Source organism: Caulobacter sp. 05L422 (assembly GCF_056397765.1).
Genome location: NZ_JBFTOB010000019.1, coordinates 93,483 through 110,026, shown reverse-complemented (window position 1 = coordinate 110,026; position 16,544 = coordinate 93,483). Strand labels below are relative to the sequence as shown.

Sequence of the window (16,544 nt, the reverse complement as noted above, 5' to 3'; positions counted from 1 at the left end):
TGACCCATGAGCGTGTTTCGAAGGATCCTGACCGGCGCCGTCGCGCTGCCGTTCGCGATCGGGCTCGGCGCATCGGCCTATGCTCAGGCGAAAACCACGCCCGCCGCGGCGCCGGCGACGAAACCCGACGCCGACGCCCTGGCGGCGCTCAACAAGATGGGTGAAGCGCTGCGGGCCCTGTCGGGTTTCACCATCACCGCCGACGTCACCACCGAGCAGGTGCTCGACAGCGGCCAGAAGCTGCAATACGGCGGCGACGTGAAGATCGAGGTCCAGCGGCCCGGCGCGTTCAAGATCTGGACGAAGTCCGACCATCAGGAACGCGAGCTCTATTACGACGGCAAGTCGCTGACGGTGTTCGCCCCTAAGATCGGCTACTACGCCTCGGTCCCCGCCCCCGCGACCATCAGCGCGACCCTCGACACGATCAGCGACAAGTACGGCCTTGAGGTCCCACTGGCCGATCTGTTCTCCCTGGGCGTGGATCCGGCCCTGACCGCCAAGATCCAGTCCGGCTTCGACGTCGGTCCCGCGATGGTCGCCGGAAAGGCCTGCGAGCACTACGCCTTCCGCCAGGAGGAAGCCGACTGGCAGGTCTGGATCCGTTCGGAAGGGCCCGCCCTGCCCTGCAAGATGGTGATCACCACGACCCAGGACGAAGCCCAGCCGCAATATACGGCCGTCATGACCTGGGAGGCCACCGCCCCGCCCCAGGCGGCCTACACCTTCACTCCGCCCGCCAACGCACACCGCATCACCCTCGCCGACGTAGCGGCGGCAAGCGCGAAATGAGGCCGCCCATGAACAAGCTCCAGAAGGCCCTGGTCATGACCGCCGCGATCGCCGTCCAGGGACTGGCGGTCCCGGCCTCCGCGCTGGCGGCGGACATCTTCGCCGGCCAGACCCTCTTGCCGAAGTCAGCCTCGACCGCCGAGTGCCAGCGGGGCGGCCGCGGAGGCGGCGGAGGTGGAGCCGGCGCCCGCCCGGCAGGCGGCGGGGCTCGGGCTTCGGGCGGCGGGGCGGCGGCGCAGCGAGGGCACGCCGGCGGCGCCAACGCCGGCAGCCGGAACGTTCGAACCAACGCCAGTTCGAACGTCAATCGCGGCGCGAACGTGAACTCGAACCGGAACGTCAATCGCAACACCAACGTCAACACCAACCGGAACGTCAACGTCAACGTGAACGGCAACTACGGCGGCGGCTACGGCTACAACGACGGCTGGGACCATCACCCGGTCGCCGCCGGCATGGCCTTCGGCGCGGCCGCGTCGTTGACCGCCGCCGCCATCGGTTCGGTCGTCTACAGCGTGCCGCCCAGCTGCTCGACGGTGATCGTCAACGGGATCAGCTACTCGCAGTGCGGCAGCACCTGGTACGCGCCGCAGTATTCCGGGACGAACGTGCAGTATGTCGTCGTCGAGGCGCCGCGCTAGGCCGGCCGGCGCATCTGGAACTTATGAGCCTCGCTGATCCCGAAATAGTCGGCGGGGCCGCCGGCGCGCAGGATCGGCTCGGCGGCCACGGTGTCGTAGACGCCGTCGACCAGCAGCGCCTGGTCGATATGGACCCTCACCACCTCGCCCAGGGTCAGCCAGGCGTCCACCGGCGTGTCTTCCGCGTCGGTCAGCCGGATCAGCTGGGTCAGACGGCACTCGAAGGCCACGGGGCTTTCGGCGACACGCGGCGCGGCGACCCGATCCGAGGGCGCGGGCGTCAGGCCGGCCAGGGCGAACTCGTCGACATGGTCCGGGACCATGGCAGAAGTGGCGTTCACCGCCTGGGCCAGCGGCCGTGTCGCCAGGTTCCAGACGAACTGCCCGGTCTCCTCGATGTTGCGCACCGAGTCCTTCCAGCCGGTGCTCGAGAACCCGATGATCGGCGGCCGATAGTTGAAGGCGTTGAAGAAGCTGTACGGGGCCAGGTTGTGGACGCCTGCGGCGCTGACCGTCGAGATCCAGCCGATCGGCCGTGGCGCTATGATGGCGTTCAGCGGATCGTGCTTCAGGCCATGGCCGGTCTTGGGATCGTATGAGTGGATCGCGGTCATGGGCGCCTCGTCTTGCCGACGCCTGTCTTAGGGGGAGGCGCCGCGGCCCGCCAGCCATCCCGCTCTTCCCTTAGGTTTCGCCAGCCTGGATTTCTGGTGCATCCTGGCCGGAGTCGCCCGCCGGGAGTTCCGCGTGAAGCTTAGATCCGTCGCTCTCGCCCTGACCGCCGCGCTCGCCGTCTGCGGTGCCAGTCACGCCGCGGACGCGCCGCCTTTCAAGCTGATCCGGTCGGACGAAAGCTACGCCTATCTGGCCGACAAGCCGGGCGCGGGCCTGGACAGCCTGCGCTACGTCCCGCTGGGACCGGACGCCTATCTGTCGCTGGGCGGCGAGGCCCGGCTGCGGGTGGATTCGTTCGACGCCCCGCGCTTCGGCGTCGCCGGCGCGCAGCCCGATCTCTACGGCCTGGGCCGGCTTCTGTTCAGCGCCGACCTGCACCTGGGGTCGCGGGTGCGGGTCTATGGGCAGCTTGGCCTGCATCGCGATTTCGACAAAAAGGACCCGCCGGCCGTCAGCGACCGCGACGACGTGGACGCTCAGGTGGCCTTTATCGACGTGACGCCTGACGCCGACCGCCGCTGGCGACTGCGCCTCGGCCGCCAGGAAATGGCGTTCAACGCGACACAGCGGTTCGTCTCGGTGCGCGAGACCCCGAATATCCGTCAGAGCTTCGACGGCGCGCGAGTCACCCGCCAGGCCGGGGACCTGCGGCTGGAAGCCTTCTATCTGCATCCGGTGACGATCCAGACCGGCGCCTTCGACGACAGCAGCAACCGGGACCAGCAGTTCTACGGCGTCTACGTCTCCAAGGCGCTGAGCAAGGCGGTCTCGCTGGACGTCTACGCCTTCGAGCTGGATCGCGATGGGGTTCGATATGGCGCGGTGCGCGGCGACGAGCGTCGGGCCAGCTACGGCGCACGACTGGCCGGAAAGCGCGGGGCGGCCGACTACGAGGCCGAGGGCGTGATCCAGGATGGATGGTTCGCCGGTCGCGACATCCGCGCCTGGGCCGGCAGCGTCGGCGGCGGCTACACCCTGGGCCAGGCCTGGTCACCAAGGCTGGGTCTGCGGTTCGACGCCGGGTCGGGCGACAAGAATTCCAGCGACGACAAGCTGGGAACCTTCAATCCGCTGTTCCCGAAGGGCGGCTATTTCAATGAAACGGGTCTGACCAGCTGGAGCAATCTGGTCGCCGTTCGTCCCAGTCTCGGCCTCGCGCCTCGCCGCGATGTCAGCCTCGAGCTGAGCTATCTGATGCGCTGGCGGCAGACGGGCGAAGACGCCGTCTATCTGCAGCCCTCGACGCCGCTGGCGCCGGTCGGTCCAAACCGGTCGAAGGCCGTGGGAAACGCGATCCAGCTGGATGCGACGTGGCTGGTCAGCCGCAATCTCAAGCTCCAGGGCCAACTGGTCCACCAGTCGGCCGATGACGCCGTGCGAGCCCTGGGCGGCCGCTCCGTCGATTTCGCGATGCTGATCGTTCAGACCCGGTTCTGATCGACCCGCGCGGAAAGGCTCGACAGCTCGGCCATGATCAACTGAGCCGCCAGCCAAGCGGGTTCGGCGTCGTGGGTCACCTCCCCGCGCTCCAGCAGGGACGCCAGCTTGGCCCGCGCCCGGCAGACGCGGCTTTTCATCGTGCCCTCGGGGACGTCGCACATCTCGGCCGCCTGCCGATGGGAGAAGCCGCCCGCTCCCACCAGGATCGTCGCCTCGCGCTGCTCGTCGCTCAACGCGTTGAGGGCGTTGCGCAGGTCGTTGAGCATCAGGGATTGGACCTGGTCGGTTCCGACGGCCGGTATCTGGGCGCTCATGGCGACGTCCAGCGGCGTCTCGCGCCAGACGCGGCGGCGTTGCGAGTAGAAGTGGTTGCGGGCGATCTTCAGGATCCAGCCCTTGAAGTTGGTGCCGGGGGCGAACTGCGCCCGGTGCTGCCAGGCCTTCAGCAACGCGTCCTGGGCCAGGTCGTCGCCGCGGGCCATGTCGCCGCACAGGCCGCGGGAGAACGAGCGAAGGACGGGGATGCTGCCCACGACCAGTTGCCGGAACTCGTCCTCGTCGAGCGGCGCGGGGCGATCGGACGGGGCCGCGAAGCTGCGGGGTTCCGTCGCGACTTCGCCCTTCGAACCGCGCCAGCGGGCGGAGGTCTCGAGAAGTTTCTCGGTCGGGCTGCGGTCCGTCATAAGGAACTCCGAAATTCAGACGCCAGATGGCGATGCGACGAGATGTTGCGGTCGATTTTCACAGTGGGGTCGAGTGCCAGGGAATGCCGGCGACGCCGGCCAGACCGCGAAGCATGAAGGTGACCCCGAGCGCGGCCTGCAGGATGCTGAACACCCAGCCCAGCACGCTCATGGCCGGCAAGCCGACGGTGCGCATCACGGGGCCGGCGAAGATCATGCCGACGATGTTCAGGAGCATGATCAGGACCAGGACGACGGCGACGCCGCCCAGCCGGTTCTGATCTTCGGCTATGCTCACGAACAGCATCAGGGCGACCAGGCCCCAAGGCGTGACGATCCCCGGGATCGCCAAGGGGGAGATGACGATGCTGATCGGCCGCCTGGCGGCCGGATCTGCCGGCGGTGCGTGCCCCTCGGGAGGCGCTGGCGGCGCGAGCACGCTGGACAGGATCTTCAGCGACCCGATCAGCAGCAGGAAGCCGCCCGTGATGACCAGGGCTTCGCGCGAGATGCGCCAGTTGGCGGCGAGAGCCGATCCGATCACGGCGGCGACCACCAGGATCAGGAAGGCCAGGACCGCGCTCTTGAGGGCCAGGCCGAGCCGCGCCTTGCCGTCCATCCCCTGGGTGACGCCGTAGAAGGTCGGGATCAGCTTCAAGGGGCCGAGCGTCAGGAAGAAGATCGCGAAGATGAAGCTCAGATTGATGGGCGCTGCCATGAGGTTCTCGACTGATCCTGTGCGGTGACGGGCGGCTGACGTCCATGTTCGTGCGGCTACCCGGCGGGCGGCGCGCCTGGCGGCAGGGTCTTGACCATGTCGGCGATGATGGCGTTCAGCCCGTCCTGGGTGCCGTCCTTCTGGTCGATCCGCTTCTGCGACGTGGCGCGCCAGGCCAGCTTGCCGCTGGCGGCGTCGGCCAGGTCGAGCATCACGGCGCCTTCGACGTAGTTGATCGAGCGGATGTCCACGTCCCTGGGCGCGCCGTACATGCCCCAGCCATAACCGCCGATGCAGCCACGGACGCCGCAGGCCATGCCGCCCGGCCCGCTCATGCTGGTGGCCGAGTAGTCGGTCTTGTTCTGCAGGCCGATATGGTAGGAGACCAGCAGCTTGGCCTGGGCCGGATCGACCTGGCTGTAGCCCTTGGCGGCCAGGTTGGTGTCGACCGCGGTCTTGATGCGCTCGCGAATGATGTCGTTGTCCACCCGGGGATCGCCGGTTCCCGGCTGGCCGTCCGGCGCCCAGGCGTAGGTCGAGCCGGCCAGCGGCGTATTGCCGGAAAGGACCGAGACCTGCCCTCCAGGGCTCTCGCAACCGACCAGCGGCAGGCACGCGGCGATCGCCGCGGCTAGGAGGGCTTGGGCCATGATCCTCGACGGCATCGGACGGACTCCTGCTCGACTGCGGCGTCCCGTCTTACGGTTGCGCGGCGCCGTTCGAACTTTCCGCCGGGCGCGGAGCCGCCTCAATCAGGTGAAACCCTGGCCTTAGGGGGTAATCCCTTGAGTTGAGCAGCGCGCTGCTCGGACAGACGAAAAAAGGCCGGCGGATTTCTCCGCCGGCCTCGTCAAAACTGCCTTCGAAACGATCAACCGCCGCCTTGCGCTTCGGCCATCTTCGCTATCGCGTCGTCGATGGTGAAGGTGTTGGGCTTCTGCACCGGCGGGAAGTCCTTGAACGTGTCCGCGAACTGCGCGGCGATCCCCCAGGCCCCGTACAGTATATAGGCGTGGTAGAGGAACCACTCGTAGTAGCTGTTCGAAGTGACGTCCGCGAACTCGTAGGGATCGGTGCGCAGGTTGAAGATCTTGGGCAGACGCAACGGCGTGAAAGGTTCGGCCCAGATCCGCATCGTGCCGACGCAGCGCTGCTCCATGAACACGACCTTCCAGTTGTCGTAGCGGACCGCCAGGATGTCGCCGTCGTCGCTGATGTAGACGAACAGCTTGCGCGGGCTGTGCTCGACCTCGCCGGTCAGGTAGGGCAGCAGGTTCACGCCGTCGATGTGGTTCTTGTACCGCCGGCCCGCCGCTGTGACGCCCTTCTTGACCTGCTCGACGATGTCCGGCGCGCCCGCGGCCGCCAGGAAGGTCGGCAGCCAGTCGTGGTGCTGGACGATCTCGTTGGAGACGCTGCCGGCCTTGATCTTGCCCGGCCAACGGATCAGTTCGGGAATGCGGAAGGCGCCTTCCCAGTTGGAGTTCTTCTCGCTGCGGAACGGGGTCATGCCGCCGTCCGGCCAGCTGTTGCGGTGGGGACCGTTGTCGGTCGAGTAGACCACGATGGTGTCCTCGGCCAGGCCCAGCTCGTCTAGCAGGTCCAACATCTGGCCCACGTTCTTGTCGTGGTCGATCATGGTGTCGTGATAGGGCGACTGCCATCGGCCGGCCTGGCCCAGGCTGGACTTCTTCGTGTGCGTGAACATGTGCATGTGCGTGGTGTTCAGCCAGACGAAGAACGGCTTGTCGTCGGCCTGCTGCTTCTTGATGAAGTCGCTGGCCCGCTCGACGAACTCGTCGTCGCAGGTCTCCATCCGCGCTTTGGTTAGAGGGCCGGTTTCCTCGATCTTCTGCCTGCCGACCTTGCCCCAGCGCTCGTGCGTGGTCGGGTCGTCGACGTCGGTGGCCCAGGAGTGGATCACGCCGCGCGGGCCGTTCTTCTTCTTGAAGTCGGGGAAGTCCTCGTCCGGATAGTAGTCGTACATCTCCGGCTCTTCCTCGGCGTTGAGGTGGTAGAGGTTGCCGAAGAACTCGTCGAACCCGTGGTTGGTGGGCAGCATGTGGTTCAGGTCGCCCAGGTGGTTCTTGCCGAACTGGCCGGTGGCGTAGCCCTGTTCCTTCAGCAACGCGGCGATGGTCACCAGCTTGTCGTTCATGCCGACCGGCGCGGCCGGAGCGCCGACCTTCGACAGGCCCGTCCGCAGCACGCTCTGACCGGTGATGAACGACGAGCGCCCTGCGGTGCACGACTGCTCGCCATAGCTGTCGGTGAACATCATGCCTTCGCGGGCGATGCGGTCGATGTTGGGCGTCTGATAGCCCATCAAGCCGTGCGAGTAGCAGCTGAGGTTGCTGATGCCGATATCGTCGCCCCAGATGACGAGGATATTGGGTTTTTCTTTGGGCATGATGGTGCTCCCGCGGTCGCGCCCCGGAGACAGGGCGGAGGCAGATCATCACGGCGTCGGGGCGGGGAATATCGGCGGGACTACCAGCCCCGGGCGCTGAGTTCACCCTAGCCCCTCGAGGGGTTTTCACGGTGCGTCACGGTTTGGTCGCGAACACCGTCTTCCAATCGCTCTTCATGCTGACGACCGTCCAGCCGCGGGCGGAAGCCTCGTCCAATGCCTTGTCCAGCTTGCCGATCTTCGATTGCCGGTCGTAGGCGTACTCGCGGACGGCGTCGTCGTGGTGGACCAGAATCTGCAGGTTGGGACGCGTGCTGGAGGCGGAGTACTGCAGCATCTGCAGATCGCCGTCGGAATTGCCCACCGCCACCAGGGGCCGGCGGCCGATGTGCAGGTCGATGTTGCTGGGCTTGCCGGGGCCGTCGTCGATGCTGCCCAGCGTGGGCTGCGCCACCAGCACGCCCTTCCCGTCCCGCATCTCGAACTTGGTCGTCAGACTGGTGCCGATCACCTGCTCGGGCGGGACGCCATAGGCCTGCTCGGCGAACACCCGCATGAACTGCACCTCGCCGCCGGAGACGATGTAGGTCTTGAACCCCGCCGCTCGCAGATAGGCCAGCAGCTCGAGCTGCGGCCGATAGGTCAGAGCGGTATAGGGCGTCTGGAAACGCGGATGGCGGGCCTGGTCGAACCACGCCTTGGCGACGGCCTGGTATTCGCTCGTCGTCAAACCGACTTGAACGGCCAGGACCGCTTCCATCAGATCCTTTTCGCTCAACCTGGCCATGGCGGCCTGGTCCCGGTCGGCGATGGCGGCGAAGGCGGGCTTCTGACGCAGCGCGGGATCCTTGGCGACCATCTGTCCGATCCGCTGCATCGCGAAGGCGAACTGGAAGTAGATCGGCTGTTCGGCCCAAAGCGTGCCGTCGTTGTCGAACACCGCGATCCGGTCGGCCGGCGGCACGAAGTCGGGGCCTTGGCGGGTGACCCGGGCGACGTAGCCGGTGATCGCGGTCTTGGCGGGGCCGGTGTTCCACGACGGCAAGGGATCGACCGGCGGAGCGGCCAGGCTCGGCGCCGCGATCAACAAGCCCAGCGCGGCGCTCCCGGCAAGAACGGTTCTGCGTGTTGAAACGGACATGACGCCTCCCGGACCCGTGGTCCTCATTCGAAGAGCTTCAGCTGCAGGATCGGCAGGTGCGCCACCATCAGCGCGCTGAGCACGCAGACGACAAAGGCCATGGCGACCAGGACGCCCTTGATCATCGTCGACTTGAAGGTCTGGCCGATCCCGCCGAAGAACAGCGCCACGGCCAGCAGCACCGTGGCGCGCACGAAGCGGTCGCCGATGTCGTTGTCCCGCTGCCCCTGATTGAACAGGTCGTCGGCCTTCTTCTGCAATTGCTGCGCGCGGGCAAGCAGGGCCGAGTGGTATTCGGGCATGGCGAAGGGCGAGGCCGGCGCGCCGGGGTTCTTCAGCGGAGCGGTTTCGAGCCAGGCCTCGAACGCCCTGGCGAATTCGGGACGGAAGCGCTGGCGATAGAAGGCCTGGAGCATCGGTTCGTCCTCGGCGGCGGCGCTCAGCCACCCCTGGAACAGCAGCAGGTCCGCCGTCTGGAGTTGTCCGCCCGCCGCGATGGCGGAGGTCGCCTCCACCCGGGCCGCTCCGGCCTGGGCGTAGTGCGCGGCCTGCTCGCCGTCCCACAGCGCGGCCTGAAAGCCGACCCAGGACGTCATGGCCGCGGCCAGCGAGATCACCAGGGCGGCCGAGACCTCGACGAGCCAGGCGCGATCAAAGCGCTCGGTCATGGCTTTGCTCCTGCCTCTTCCAAGGGAGCGGGATCGGGAGAGAACTCCTCCATGTCCCTTTCCAGGAAGTAGTTCAGGACGGTGCGGATCAGGGCGATCGCGCCGAGATGGCCGATGTCGTCCCAGGTCGGTGCGATCGCCGTGCGGACGATGTCGGCGGCCAGGGCGAATTCCAACGCCAGGACGATCCACCTGGCGAACTGAGCCCACAGCTCACGTCGCGCGTCCTGTCGCGTCTGGCGGCCGGCCGCGACGACGATGGTCCCCTGAACCAGGGTTTCCACCATGCCGACCGCGATGCAGAGCACCGAACACAGCTCGGCGGCGAGCGCGACGTAGTTGGCGCATTCGCGCAGCAACATTTCCATGGACGACCTCGCGGCGAACGGCTTCGAGGGGCGCTAGCAAAGGGCGTTTGGCGCGCGGGCGCTATCCGGCGAAGCGCCGAGACGCTCGGGGAGAAACCTGCACTGACGGGCGGATCGATAGGGAATCTTCCCTTCCGACCCCGGGGGATCGCCTGATCGATCAGCGTCGTCGCCCATGGTCACTAGTAGAGACCTTGCGGTGGAGGCGGGCCATGCCAGAGTCATACGTCCCGTTCGCAGCCGCTCACGACTGACAGGGCGCGCATGAAGAACCTTGGCGATTCCGCCCCCTCCGCGAAGACTTGGCGCCGACCGCTCAGGGAAGCGATGACCTGGATCCCCGGCGGCGTCTTCACCATGGGCTCCGACCATCACTATCCCGAGGAGCGGCCGGCGCGCCGGGTCTCGGTCGACGGGTTCTGGATCGACCCCAGCCCCGTGACCAATCGGCAGTTCGCCCAGTTCGTGGAAGCCGCGGATTACGTCACCTTCGCCGAACTGCCGCCCGATCCGGACGACTATCCCGGCGCCGACCCGGCGCTGCTGGTCGCCTCGTCGATGGTGTTCACCCCGCCGCGCGGCCCCGTCGATCTTCGCCATCCCCTCCAATGGTGGGCCTTCGTCCAGGGCGCCAACTGGCGCCGTCCCTATGGACCCGGCAGCGATATCGACGGCTTGGGCGACCATCCCGTGGTCCACGTCGCCTGGGTCGACGTGCTGGCCTACGCCGCCTGGGCCGGGGTCGAGATCCCTACCGAGGCCGAGTGGGAACTGGCCGCCCGCGGCGGGCTCGAAGACGTGGAGTTCGCCTGGGGCGACACGTTCCTGCAGGACGGTCGCCACATGGCCAACACCTGGCAGGGCGTATTCCCCCATCAGAACACCCTGGACGACGGTTGGGCCCGGACGTCGCCGGTCGGGGCCTATCCGCCCAACGGTCACGGCCTCTACGACATGATCGGCAACACCTGGGAGTGGACGGCGGACTGGTGGTCGACGCCCGATGCGGGGGACGCGGCGCCCCGCTGCTGCGCCGCCAGGAATCCAAGGGGCGGGCTCGAGGAGGCCAGTTGCGAGACCGACGGGCTTGGCATCCCCAGGAAGGTGCTCAAGGGCGGCTCGCACCTGTGCGCGCCGAGTTACTGCAAACGCTACCGGCCGGCGGCGCGACACGCGCAGCCGATCGACACCTCGGCGTCGCATGTGGGCTTCCGCTGCATTGTCAGATCCCGCGCCTGAGCCGCTCGGAGGCGACCATGACCAAAGTGCCATTACCGAGTTGGTCCGACACCTCGCCCAGGCGGAAGATCCTGGACTTCGTCGCGCGGGTCACGCGCCCCGGCGGCCGCGACTATGTCGCCCCGGCCGATCGCATCGCCGTGTTCGACAACGACGGCACCCTGTGGGTCGAGCACCCCCTCTACGCCCAGGGCATGTTCGCCCTGGACCGCGCCAAGCACATGGCGACCTCGCATCCCGAACTGGCCGCCAAGCCGGTCTTCCAGGCCTTCCTCAATCAGGACCTGCCGGCCCTGGCCGCGTGCGGAAAGCAGGCCGTGATCGAGCTGCTGCTGCACCTGCACGCCCACGCCACCGAGGAGGCTTTCGCGCTGGACGTGGCGACATGGCTGGTCGAGGCGCGGCATCCTCGCTTCGACAGGCCCTACACCGCCCTCGCCTACCAGCCGATGCGCGAGCTGCTGACCTATCTGGCGGCCAACGATTTCCGCAATTTCATCGTCACCGCCGGCGGGGTCGACGTCGTGCGGATGTTCAGCGAGCAGACGTACGGCGTGCCGCGCGAACGGGTGATCGGCTCCAGCGGCAAGACCGAGTTTCGCCTGAACGGTCGCCGCGGCGAAATCCGCAAGCTGCCCGAGCTGCAGTCGTTCAACGAGTACGCGGAAAAGCCGGTCAACATCGCCCTGCATATCGGCCGGCGACCGATCTTGGCGTTCGGCAATTCCGACGGCGACCTGGCGATGCTGGAATACACGGCCTCGGGCCCAGGCCGGCGGCTGCCGATGCTGCTGCATCACGACGATCCCGAGCGCGAATACGCCTATGACAAGGACACCCACGTCGGAAAGCTGGACGTGGCCCTGAGCACGGCGATCGATCGGGGCTGGACGGTCGTCAGCATGAAGGACGACTGGTCGCGGCTGTTTCGGGACAAGACGCTCTAGGGGCGACGAACGCCGGCCCGCCGATGGTGGTCGACGGGCCGTGACAGTTCAGGAACGCGTCTGAAGACCGCCGGGCGGCGGCCTACTTGCGGGCCGCCTTCTCGGCCGCGTTGGCCTCGGAGCGGGTGACGACGCCGTCGTGGTTGGTGTCGAACGTGGCGAACCTCGGGCCGTAGTAGGCGTCGATCTCGGGCGGGGTCACGAAGCCGTCCTTGTTGGTGTCCAGCATATCGAAGAGCCCCGCCTTGCCGATCTTCGGCCAGCCGTCGACGCCCTCCGCGCGAACTTCGTTGCGAACCTGCTCGGCGCCCCGGTTCCATTCGGCCTTGCTGAGCTTGCCGTCCTTGTCCTTGTCGGCGCGCATCAGGAAGGTTCGGCGACTGTCCTGGTATTCCTTCTGGGTCACCTTGCCGTCCTTATTGGCGTCGGCGAGCAGTTGCTGGGCGTTCGCGGCGGACGCGGACAGCAGCGCCACGGCGGTGATGAGGACGAGTCTACGCATGTAAGGACCTCCAGAAGATGGGGCCTCGGCCCCGGGGAAACTCAAAGGAATCTGGTGACCTGGCCGCGGCGAAGGATAACGCGGTCCATCAGAAGGCCTCGCCGACATAGAAGTAGAGGGCCGAGGAACCGTCCCCGACGGCGTAGTCGATGCTGAGATTGACGTGGTACTTCGTGGAGGCCTCGAACCGCGCGCCGATCCCGGCCGCCGGCAGAAGGTCCTTGGTGTTCATCTTCGAGAACTCGGTGGACACTTCGCCGACCCCGACGAAGGCCACCGCGCCGAAGCGCTTGTAGATCTTGCGCCGCACCTCGGCCTGGACCGCGAACATCGCGTGGTCGCGATATTGGCCGGCGGTGTAGCCGCGCAGGTCGTTGCTCTGGCCGTAGTTGCACAGGTCGTAGAAGGGCGCGCCCTCGCCGGACCGGCAGACCGACCCGCGCCAGGCCAGCACGGTCTTGTCGTTGACGCTGTGATAGCCGTTCGCCGCGCCGGTGAACCGGGGATAGTCGAAGTCGCTGCCCAGGACGTCGTCGGACACCAGCCACTGGGCGTTGGCGTAGACGCCCGATCGGGGAAAGTACTCGCTGTCCCGCGTGTCGAACTCTCCGGAAAGGCCCAACTGCGAAACCTGGCTCTGGAGCTCGATCGGCGGCAGTTCGAACTGCGGTAACAGGCTGGTGGTGTCGAACGAGGAGTCCATCTTGATGTAGCGATAGCGAAGACCGCCGTGGACGTTCTTGCGCAAGCGGGCCAGCACCTCGACGACGGCGCCGCTGGTCTTCTGCTCGAGCTCGACCGAGCGTCCGTCGGAGCCCGCATCCGAACCGATGCCGTAGAAGTCGACGTTGAAGACGCCCGTCCCGACGCCGGCGGTGACCCGATATTTGTCGCCGCCCAGATAGGCCTTCTGGAACACCGCGACGCCCCAGCTCTTGGTGTCGGTGTAGAGCCCGCCCGCGCCGCTGGTCCAAGGCCGTTCAGAGCCTCGAGGCTGGTAGATGGCAAGGGCGGCCACGCCCAGGCCGCTGCCGATCGCGGGGTTGGACAGGGGGATCGGCATGACCACGAAGCTCGGCTTCAGCTTGCCGACTTGTTCAACCGGCGTCCGCAGGCTCGTGGCGGAAACCTCGACGTCTTGCGCCCACAAGGCGGTCGGCGAAGCGATGAGAATTCCACAGAGGATCAGGCTTCGCATGACGGACGGCCTTAAACGCGCATGCCGTCAACTTTGGGCGCCGGTCGGGTCGGAACAATCAGGTGAAGTCCTACCCGCTTTCCGGAAGCACCAGTATTTCCCTCGTGGATAGGCCCGAGCGTCAAACCATCGGGGGATTTAGGAGGGCCGACTAAGGGTTTTACCCGGTAGATTACTACCTCAAGGCACTGCAACCGTGCTTTCCGGGTAGAGGGAAGAGTTCTTGAATGGGTAGGGTGGCCACAGCCTTCACGGGCGAGGCGCTTTTTGTCGGGGGATTGGATATTTCGCCGACATTCGCGGCGGAAAGACCCCAGGCGTCGACCGTGGCGTCGATCGGTCCGATCACGCCGGACGCGGGCCCGCGCACTAGGGCCTATCTTCGATCTTCCCGGAGCTTTGAAGCGATCTCTTCCGCCGACGTGGCGGAAGCGGTCGACGAGAAGCCCGTCAATCCGTTCTGCTTGGGAAAAGCCCCCTCGCCTGACGGCCTGCTCGGCCGCCACGACGCCCTGACCTGGCTCGGGAATGCACACGAGTTTCGCTGTGCGACCACAGGTGCGCCGATGGGGTATTTCACAACCTCGCGCAGAAAATTACGCAAGCATTTCAGCTGAAAGCTGACAATTATAGTGTGCATTGCCATCGGAGCGGGAATCGAAGATGCCCTTGCCTAGCACCCCGACCATTCTGCTCGCCGACGATCACTCGATCGTCCGGGCAGGGCTGCGCGAGGCGCTGGAGTCTCAACCGGGCTGGACGATCTGCGGCGAGGCTTCGAACGGACGTGATGCCGTCCGCCTGGCCAAGGAGTTGGTCCCGGACGTCATGATCCTGGACATCAGCATGCCCGACCTGAGCGGCGTGATCGTCGCCCGCGACGTCCGCAAGCTGAAGACCCATACCGAACTGCTGATCTTCACCATGCACGACAGCGAACAGCTGGTGCGCGAGGTGTTCAGCGCCGGCGCGCGGGGCTTCGTGCTCAAGTCGGCGTCGACCGACAACATCATCGCCGCCGTGGCGTCCCTGCTGAACCACAAGCCCTACTTCTGCCCGGGGATCACCGACGCCGTGCTGCGCGGCTACCTGTCGCCCGGCGGGCATGGGTTGGGGGAAGTCATCGAGGGGTCCGAGACCCTGACGACGCGCGAGCTGCTGATCGTTCAGCTGCTGGCCGAGTCCCGCAGCAACAAGGTCATCGCCTCGATGCTCGACATCAGCGTCAAGACCGTCGAGAGCCACCGCGGCAACATCATGCGAAAGCTGGGCGCCCATTCGCTGGCGGACATCGTGCGCTATGCGATCCGCAACAAGCTGATCGAGGCCTAGTCAACCCGAGGCTCTGTCGAATGCACACGGGCGACAGCATGGCCGGAGGGTTCGACCCGGCGTTCTACGAGTCCGCCCTGGACGCGTTCACGGCGAACGTCGCGGTGCTGGATGCACGGGGCGAGATCGTCGCCGTCAACGACGCCTGGGTCCAGTTCATCACTCTCAACGATCTCAAGCCCGTCAACAATGGCGTCGGCTGCAACTATCTGGGTTTCTGCGATCGGCTGGGCACGCCTGGCGGCGATACAGTGGCGGCCGGTTTGCGGGCGCTGATCGCCGGGGGAGACGGTCCCTTCCGGCATGAGTATGTCATGCCGTTGGACACCGGTTCACGCTGGGTGAAGCTGTCGGCCGTCCGCGTCGGTCACCTGGACCGGCCTTTCCTGATCGTCGCCCACGAGGACATCTCCATCCAGCGACGGGCCGAAATGGGCCTGCGGGAGGCTACGGCGCGTCTCCTGCGTGCCGAGGATTCCGAACGACGGCGCATCGCGCGCGAGCTGCACGACAGCACCGCCCAGCATCTGGCCGGCGCGAAGCTGATGCTGCGGCGGCTGGACGCCAAGGATCCGGTCAGCACCGGCCTGGTGCGCGACGAGGTGTCGGGGCTGCTGTCCAGCGCCTTGGACGAGATCCGCAGCTTCGCCTACCTGCTGCATCCCCCGGCGTTGGAGCATCTGGGGCTGGCGGCGGCGATCCGGCAGTTCGCGACCGGCTTCTCGCGACGCGCGGACGTGGCGGTGACGATCGACATCTCCGACGACTTCCCGCGACTGTCCCACGCCACCGAGATCGCGCTCTACCGCGTGGTGCAGGAAGCCCTGGCCAACGTCCACAGTCATTCCGGCAGCCAGCAGGCGGTCGTGAGGCTGCGGGTCGCCGGCGAGATGATCCTGCTGACCGTTCGCGATTTCGGCTCGGGCCTGCCGCCGAGACGCGACAGCGTTCCCGGCGTCGGGCTCGAAGGCATGCGCCTGCGCCTGGAGTTCCTCAAAGGGCATCTGTCGCTGCGCAACGCCGAACCGGGCCTGGCGCTGGAGGCCTGGGCCCCGTTCCTGCCCGAGGGCGAGGACTGAGCCTGCTGGATCGCTGAGGGAGGGACGCGTGGGAGAGCCGGCCCAGCACATGCGTCGGGACATGTGGGCCGGCTCTCGACCCGCGACCACGGCCGCGCTCTTGGGGGATGAGCGAACCGCGGCTTGCCAAGGGAAATCGGGGGTGACGCCTTGGCGAGCGAGCCAAGCCAGATTGGGGCCACGACGGCGCGAGCGCCATCAGGTCAAACCCTCGAATGGCGCGAGAAAATCCTTACGGCCAGGTTCTTCGACTAGGCCCGATCAGGCCAGGTGAACGGAACTCTTGATCTCGCTCGTGGCGGCCTGCTTCTGGCGTGCCCGGTCGATGGCGTCGTCGAGCAGCTTCAGGAACTCCGACTGCATCTGCAGGGACTCGATGTCCGACGCCCTCACCCCGTCCAGGGTCGACTGCCGAATTTCTTCGAGCTGTTCGAGCGACAGCGCCGCGCAGAGCCGAAGGCTTAGGAACTGCAGCGCGGCTACTCGGATCTCAAGATTTGTCATCGGCATGTCGCTGCGAAAACCGGGTGCGAGCAGATACGGACGGATGGGGCCGTCGGATGTCGTCGACGGTGCGACCATAACGATCGAGTTCAAGCTGCGCCACGATTGACTCCCCGCAGGCGAATCCCAGGACGACACCAGAGTAGAACGGGCGAAACGCTGTTTGGGTCGGCTCAATTGTTAACTAGTGCAAATGAGCGGCTGGAG

At 66.7% G+C, this 16,544-nt stretch carries 19 protein-coding genes; 8 read left to right on the top strand and 11 right to left on the bottom strand.

Annotated features, from left to right (window positions below):
* The first annotated feature begins 6 nt into the window (after positions 1-6).
* Positions 7-792 carry a DUF2092 domain-containing protein gene (locus tag AC1DMQ_RS18285; protein WP_477034980.1) on the top strand — a complete coding sequence of 262 codons (786 nt, stop codon included), beginning with the start codon at positions 7-9 and terminating at the stop codon, positions 790-792.
* Between the two features lie 8 nt (positions 793-800).
* Positions 801-1,433, top strand: a complete 633-nt coding sequence (locus tag AC1DMQ_RS18280) for a hypothetical protein (RefSeq protein WP_477034979.1) — start codon at positions 801-803, stop codon at positions 1,431-1,433.
* Here the strand turns inward: AC1DMQ_RS18280 and AC1DMQ_RS18275 are convergent.
* Positions 1,430-2,047, bottom strand: coding sequence for a flavin reductase family protein (locus AC1DMQ_RS18275; RefSeq protein ID WP_477034978.1), 618 nt, complete (start codon positions 2,045-2,047; stop codon positions 1,430-1,432). The two genes, AC1DMQ_RS18280 and AC1DMQ_RS18275, sit on opposite strands and share 4 nt — an antisense overlap.
* A gap of 133 nt (positions 2,048-2,180) precedes the next feature.
* Here AC1DMQ_RS18275 and AC1DMQ_RS18270 point away from each other — a divergent pair, with 133 nt between their 5' ends.
* Positions 2,181-3,545: an alginate export family protein gene (locus AC1DMQ_RS18270; RefSeq protein ID WP_477034977.1), complete on the top strand. Its 1,365-nt coding sequence runs from the start codon at positions 2,181-2,183 to the stop codon at positions 3,543-3,545.
* Here the strand turns inward: AC1DMQ_RS18270 and AC1DMQ_RS18265 are convergent.
* From AC1DMQ_RS18265 to AC1DMQ_RS18235, 7 genes are all read right to left on the bottom strand, one after another.
* Positions 3,530-4,231 carry a sigma-70 family RNA polymerase sigma factor gene (locus AC1DMQ_RS18265; protein ID WP_477034976.1) on the bottom strand — a complete coding sequence of 234 codons (702 nt, stop codon included), beginning with the start codon at positions 4,229-4,231 and terminating at the stop codon, positions 3,530-3,532. The two genes, AC1DMQ_RS18270 and AC1DMQ_RS18265, sit on opposite strands and share 16 nt — an antisense overlap.
* Positions 4,232-4,289: 58 nt before the next feature.
* Positions 4,290-4,949: a MarC family protein gene (locus AC1DMQ_RS18260; RefSeq protein ID WP_477034975.1), complete on the bottom strand. Its 660-nt coding sequence runs from the start codon at positions 4,947-4,949 to the stop codon at positions 4,290-4,292.
* 56 nt (positions 4,950-5,005) lie between these two features.
* The gene (locus AC1DMQ_RS18255; protein ID WP_477034974.1) at positions 5,006-5,599 is read right to left on the bottom strand and encodes a DUF4136 domain-containing protein; all 594 of its coding nucleotides are present in this window, start codon (positions 5,597-5,599) and stop codon (positions 5,006-5,008) included.
* A 221-nt stretch (positions 5,600-5,820) separates the two neighbouring features.
* Positions 5,821-7,359: an arylsulfatase gene (locus AC1DMQ_RS18250; protein ID WP_477034973.1), complete on the bottom strand. Its 1,539-nt coding sequence runs from the start codon at positions 7,357-7,359 to the stop codon at positions 5,821-5,823.
* Positions 7,360-7,495: 136 nt separating this feature from the next.
* Complete coding sequence (locus AC1DMQ_RS18245; RefSeq protein ID WP_477034972.1) at positions 7,496-8,449, bottom strand: HAD family hydrolase; 954 nt, start codon at positions 8,447-8,449, stop codon at positions 7,496-7,498.
* Between the two features lie 74 nt (positions 8,450-8,523).
* Positions 8,524-9,168, bottom strand: coding sequence for a hypothetical protein (locus tag AC1DMQ_RS18240; RefSeq protein ID WP_477034971.1), 645 nt, complete (start codon positions 9,166-9,168; stop codon positions 8,524-8,526).
* Entirely contained in the window at positions 9,165-9,536 is a 372-nt protein-coding gene (locus AC1DMQ_RS18235) for a DUF1622 domain-containing protein (RefSeq protein WP_477034970.1), read from the bottom strand. The genes AC1DMQ_RS18240 and AC1DMQ_RS18235 overlap by 4 nt, the downstream gene beginning before the upstream one ends.
* A gap of 327 nt (positions 9,537-9,863) precedes the next feature.
* Between AC1DMQ_RS18235 and AC1DMQ_RS18230 the strand changes: the two genes are divergently transcribed.
* A complete protein-coding gene (locus tag AC1DMQ_RS18230; RefSeq protein WP_477034969.1) occupies positions 9,864-10,775 on the top strand; it encodes a formylglycine-generating enzyme family protein in 912 nt (303 codons plus the stop codon).
* A gap of 17 nt (positions 10,776-10,792) precedes the next feature.
* Positions 10,793-11,722 (top strand): HAD family hydrolase, encoded by a 930-nt coding sequence (locus tag AC1DMQ_RS18225; RefSeq protein ID WP_477034968.1) that lies wholly within the window; start codon positions 10,793-10,795, stop codon positions 11,720-11,722.
* A gap of 82 nt (positions 11,723-11,804) precedes the next feature.
* On the opposite strand, the gene AC1DMQ_RS18220 is transcribed toward AC1DMQ_RS18225, so the two are convergent.
* Positions 11,805-12,224 carry an EF-hand domain-containing protein gene (locus AC1DMQ_RS18220; RefSeq protein WP_477034967.1) on the bottom strand — a complete coding sequence of 140 codons (420 nt, stop codon included), beginning with the start codon at positions 12,222-12,224 and terminating at the stop codon, positions 11,805-11,807.
* Between the two features lie 88 nt (positions 12,225-12,312).
* Positions 12,313-13,422, bottom strand: coding sequence for a BamA/TamA family outer membrane protein (locus tag AC1DMQ_RS18215; RefSeq protein WP_477034966.1), 1,110 nt, complete (start codon positions 13,420-13,422; stop codon positions 12,313-12,315).
* Positions 13,423-13,649: 227 nt separating this feature from the next.
* Here AC1DMQ_RS18215 and AC1DMQ_RS18210 point away from each other — a divergent pair, with 227 nt between their 5' ends.
* The 3 genes from AC1DMQ_RS18210 to AC1DMQ_RS18200 are packed head-to-tail and all read left to right on the top strand — an operon-like array spanning position 13,650 to position 15,833.
* The gene (locus AC1DMQ_RS18210) at positions 13,650-14,039 is read left to right on the top strand and encodes a hypothetical protein (RefSeq protein WP_477034965.1); all 390 of its coding nucleotides are present in this window, start codon (positions 13,650-13,652) and stop codon (positions 14,037-14,039) included.
* 46 nt (positions 14,040-14,085) lie between these two features.
* Complete coding sequence (locus AC1DMQ_RS18205; protein WP_056437492.1) at positions 14,086-14,754, top strand: response regulator; 669 nt, start codon at positions 14,086-14,088, stop codon at positions 14,752-14,754.
* A 20-nt stretch (positions 14,755-14,774) separates the two neighbouring features.
* The gene (locus AC1DMQ_RS18200; RefSeq protein WP_477034964.1) at positions 14,775-15,833 is read left to right on the top strand and encodes a PAS domain-containing sensor histidine kinase; all 1,059 of its coding nucleotides are present in this window, start codon (positions 14,775-14,777) and stop codon (positions 15,831-15,833) included.
* A 261-nt stretch (positions 15,834-16,094) separates the two neighbouring features.
* On the opposite strand, the gene AC1DMQ_RS18195 is transcribed toward AC1DMQ_RS18200, so the two are convergent.
* A complete protein-coding gene (locus tag AC1DMQ_RS18195) occupies positions 16,095-16,430 on the bottom strand; it encodes a hypothetical protein (RefSeq protein ID WP_477034963.1) in 336 nt (111 codons plus the stop codon).
* Positions 16,431-16,544: the final 114 nt, after the last annotated feature.

Bases quoted from the DNA above. Each gene is read 5' to 3' on its own strand.
- AC1DMQ_RS18260 (WP_477034975.1), bottom strand. From the start codon at position 4,949: ATGGCAGCGCCCATCAATCTGAGCTTCATCTTCGCGATCTTCTTCCTG.
- AC1DMQ_RS18285 (WP_477034980.1), top strand. From the start codon at position 7: ATGAGCGTGTTTCGAAGGATCCTGACCGGCGCCGTCGCGCTGCCGTTC.
- AC1DMQ_RS18275 (WP_477034978.1), bottom strand. From the start codon at position 2,047: ATGACCGCGATCCACTCATACGATCCCAAGACCGGCCATGGCCTGAAG.
- AC1DMQ_RS18215 (WP_477034966.1), bottom strand. From the start codon at position 13,422: ATGCGAAGCCTGATCCTCTGTGGAATTCTCATCGCTTCGCCGACCGCC.
- AC1DMQ_RS18200 (WP_477034964.1), top strand. From the start codon at position 14,775: ATGCACACGGGCGACAGCATGGCCGGAGGGTTCGACCCGGCGTTCTAC.
- AC1DMQ_RS18205 (WP_056437492.1), top strand. From the start codon at position 14,086: ATGCCCTTGCCTAGCACCCCGACCATTCTGCTCGCCGACGATCACTCG.
- AC1DMQ_RS18250 (WP_477034973.1), bottom strand. From the start codon at position 7,359: ATGCCCAAAGAAAAACCCAATATCCTCGTCATCTGGGGCGACGATATC.
- AC1DMQ_RS18235 (WP_477034970.1), bottom strand. From the start codon at position 9,536: ATGGAAATGTTGCTGCGCGAATGCGCCAACTACGTCGCGCTCGCCGCC.
- AC1DMQ_RS18230 (WP_477034969.1), top strand. From the start codon at position 9,864: ATGACCTGGATCCCCGGCGGCGTCTTCACCATGGGCTCCGACCATCAC.
- AC1DMQ_RS18225 (WP_477034968.1), top strand. From the start codon at position 10,793: ATGACCAAAGTGCCATTACCGAGTTGGTCCGACACCTCGCCCAGGCGG.
- AC1DMQ_RS18220 (WP_477034967.1), bottom strand. From the start codon at position 12,224: ATGCGTAGACTCGTCCTCATCACCGCCGTGGCGCTGCTGTCCGCGTCC.
- AC1DMQ_RS18255 (WP_477034974.1), bottom strand. From the start codon at position 5,599: ATGGCCCAAGCCCTCCTAGCCGCGGCGATCGCCGCGTGCCTGCCGCTG.
- AC1DMQ_RS18240 (WP_477034971.1), bottom strand. From the start codon at position 9,168: ATGACCGAGCGCTTTGATCGCGCCTGGCTCGTCGAGGTCTCGGCCGCC.
- AC1DMQ_RS18265 (WP_477034976.1), bottom strand. From the start codon at position 4,231: ATGACGGACCGCAGCCCGACCGAGAAACTTCTCGAGACCTCCGCCCGC.
- AC1DMQ_RS18280 (WP_477034979.1), top strand. From the start codon at position 801: ATGAACAAGCTCCAGAAGGCCCTGGTCATGACCGCCGCGATCGCCGTC.
- AC1DMQ_RS18210 (WP_477034965.1), top strand. From the start codon at position 13,650: ATGGGTAGGGTGGCCACAGCCTTCACGGGCGAGGCGCTTTTTGTCGGG.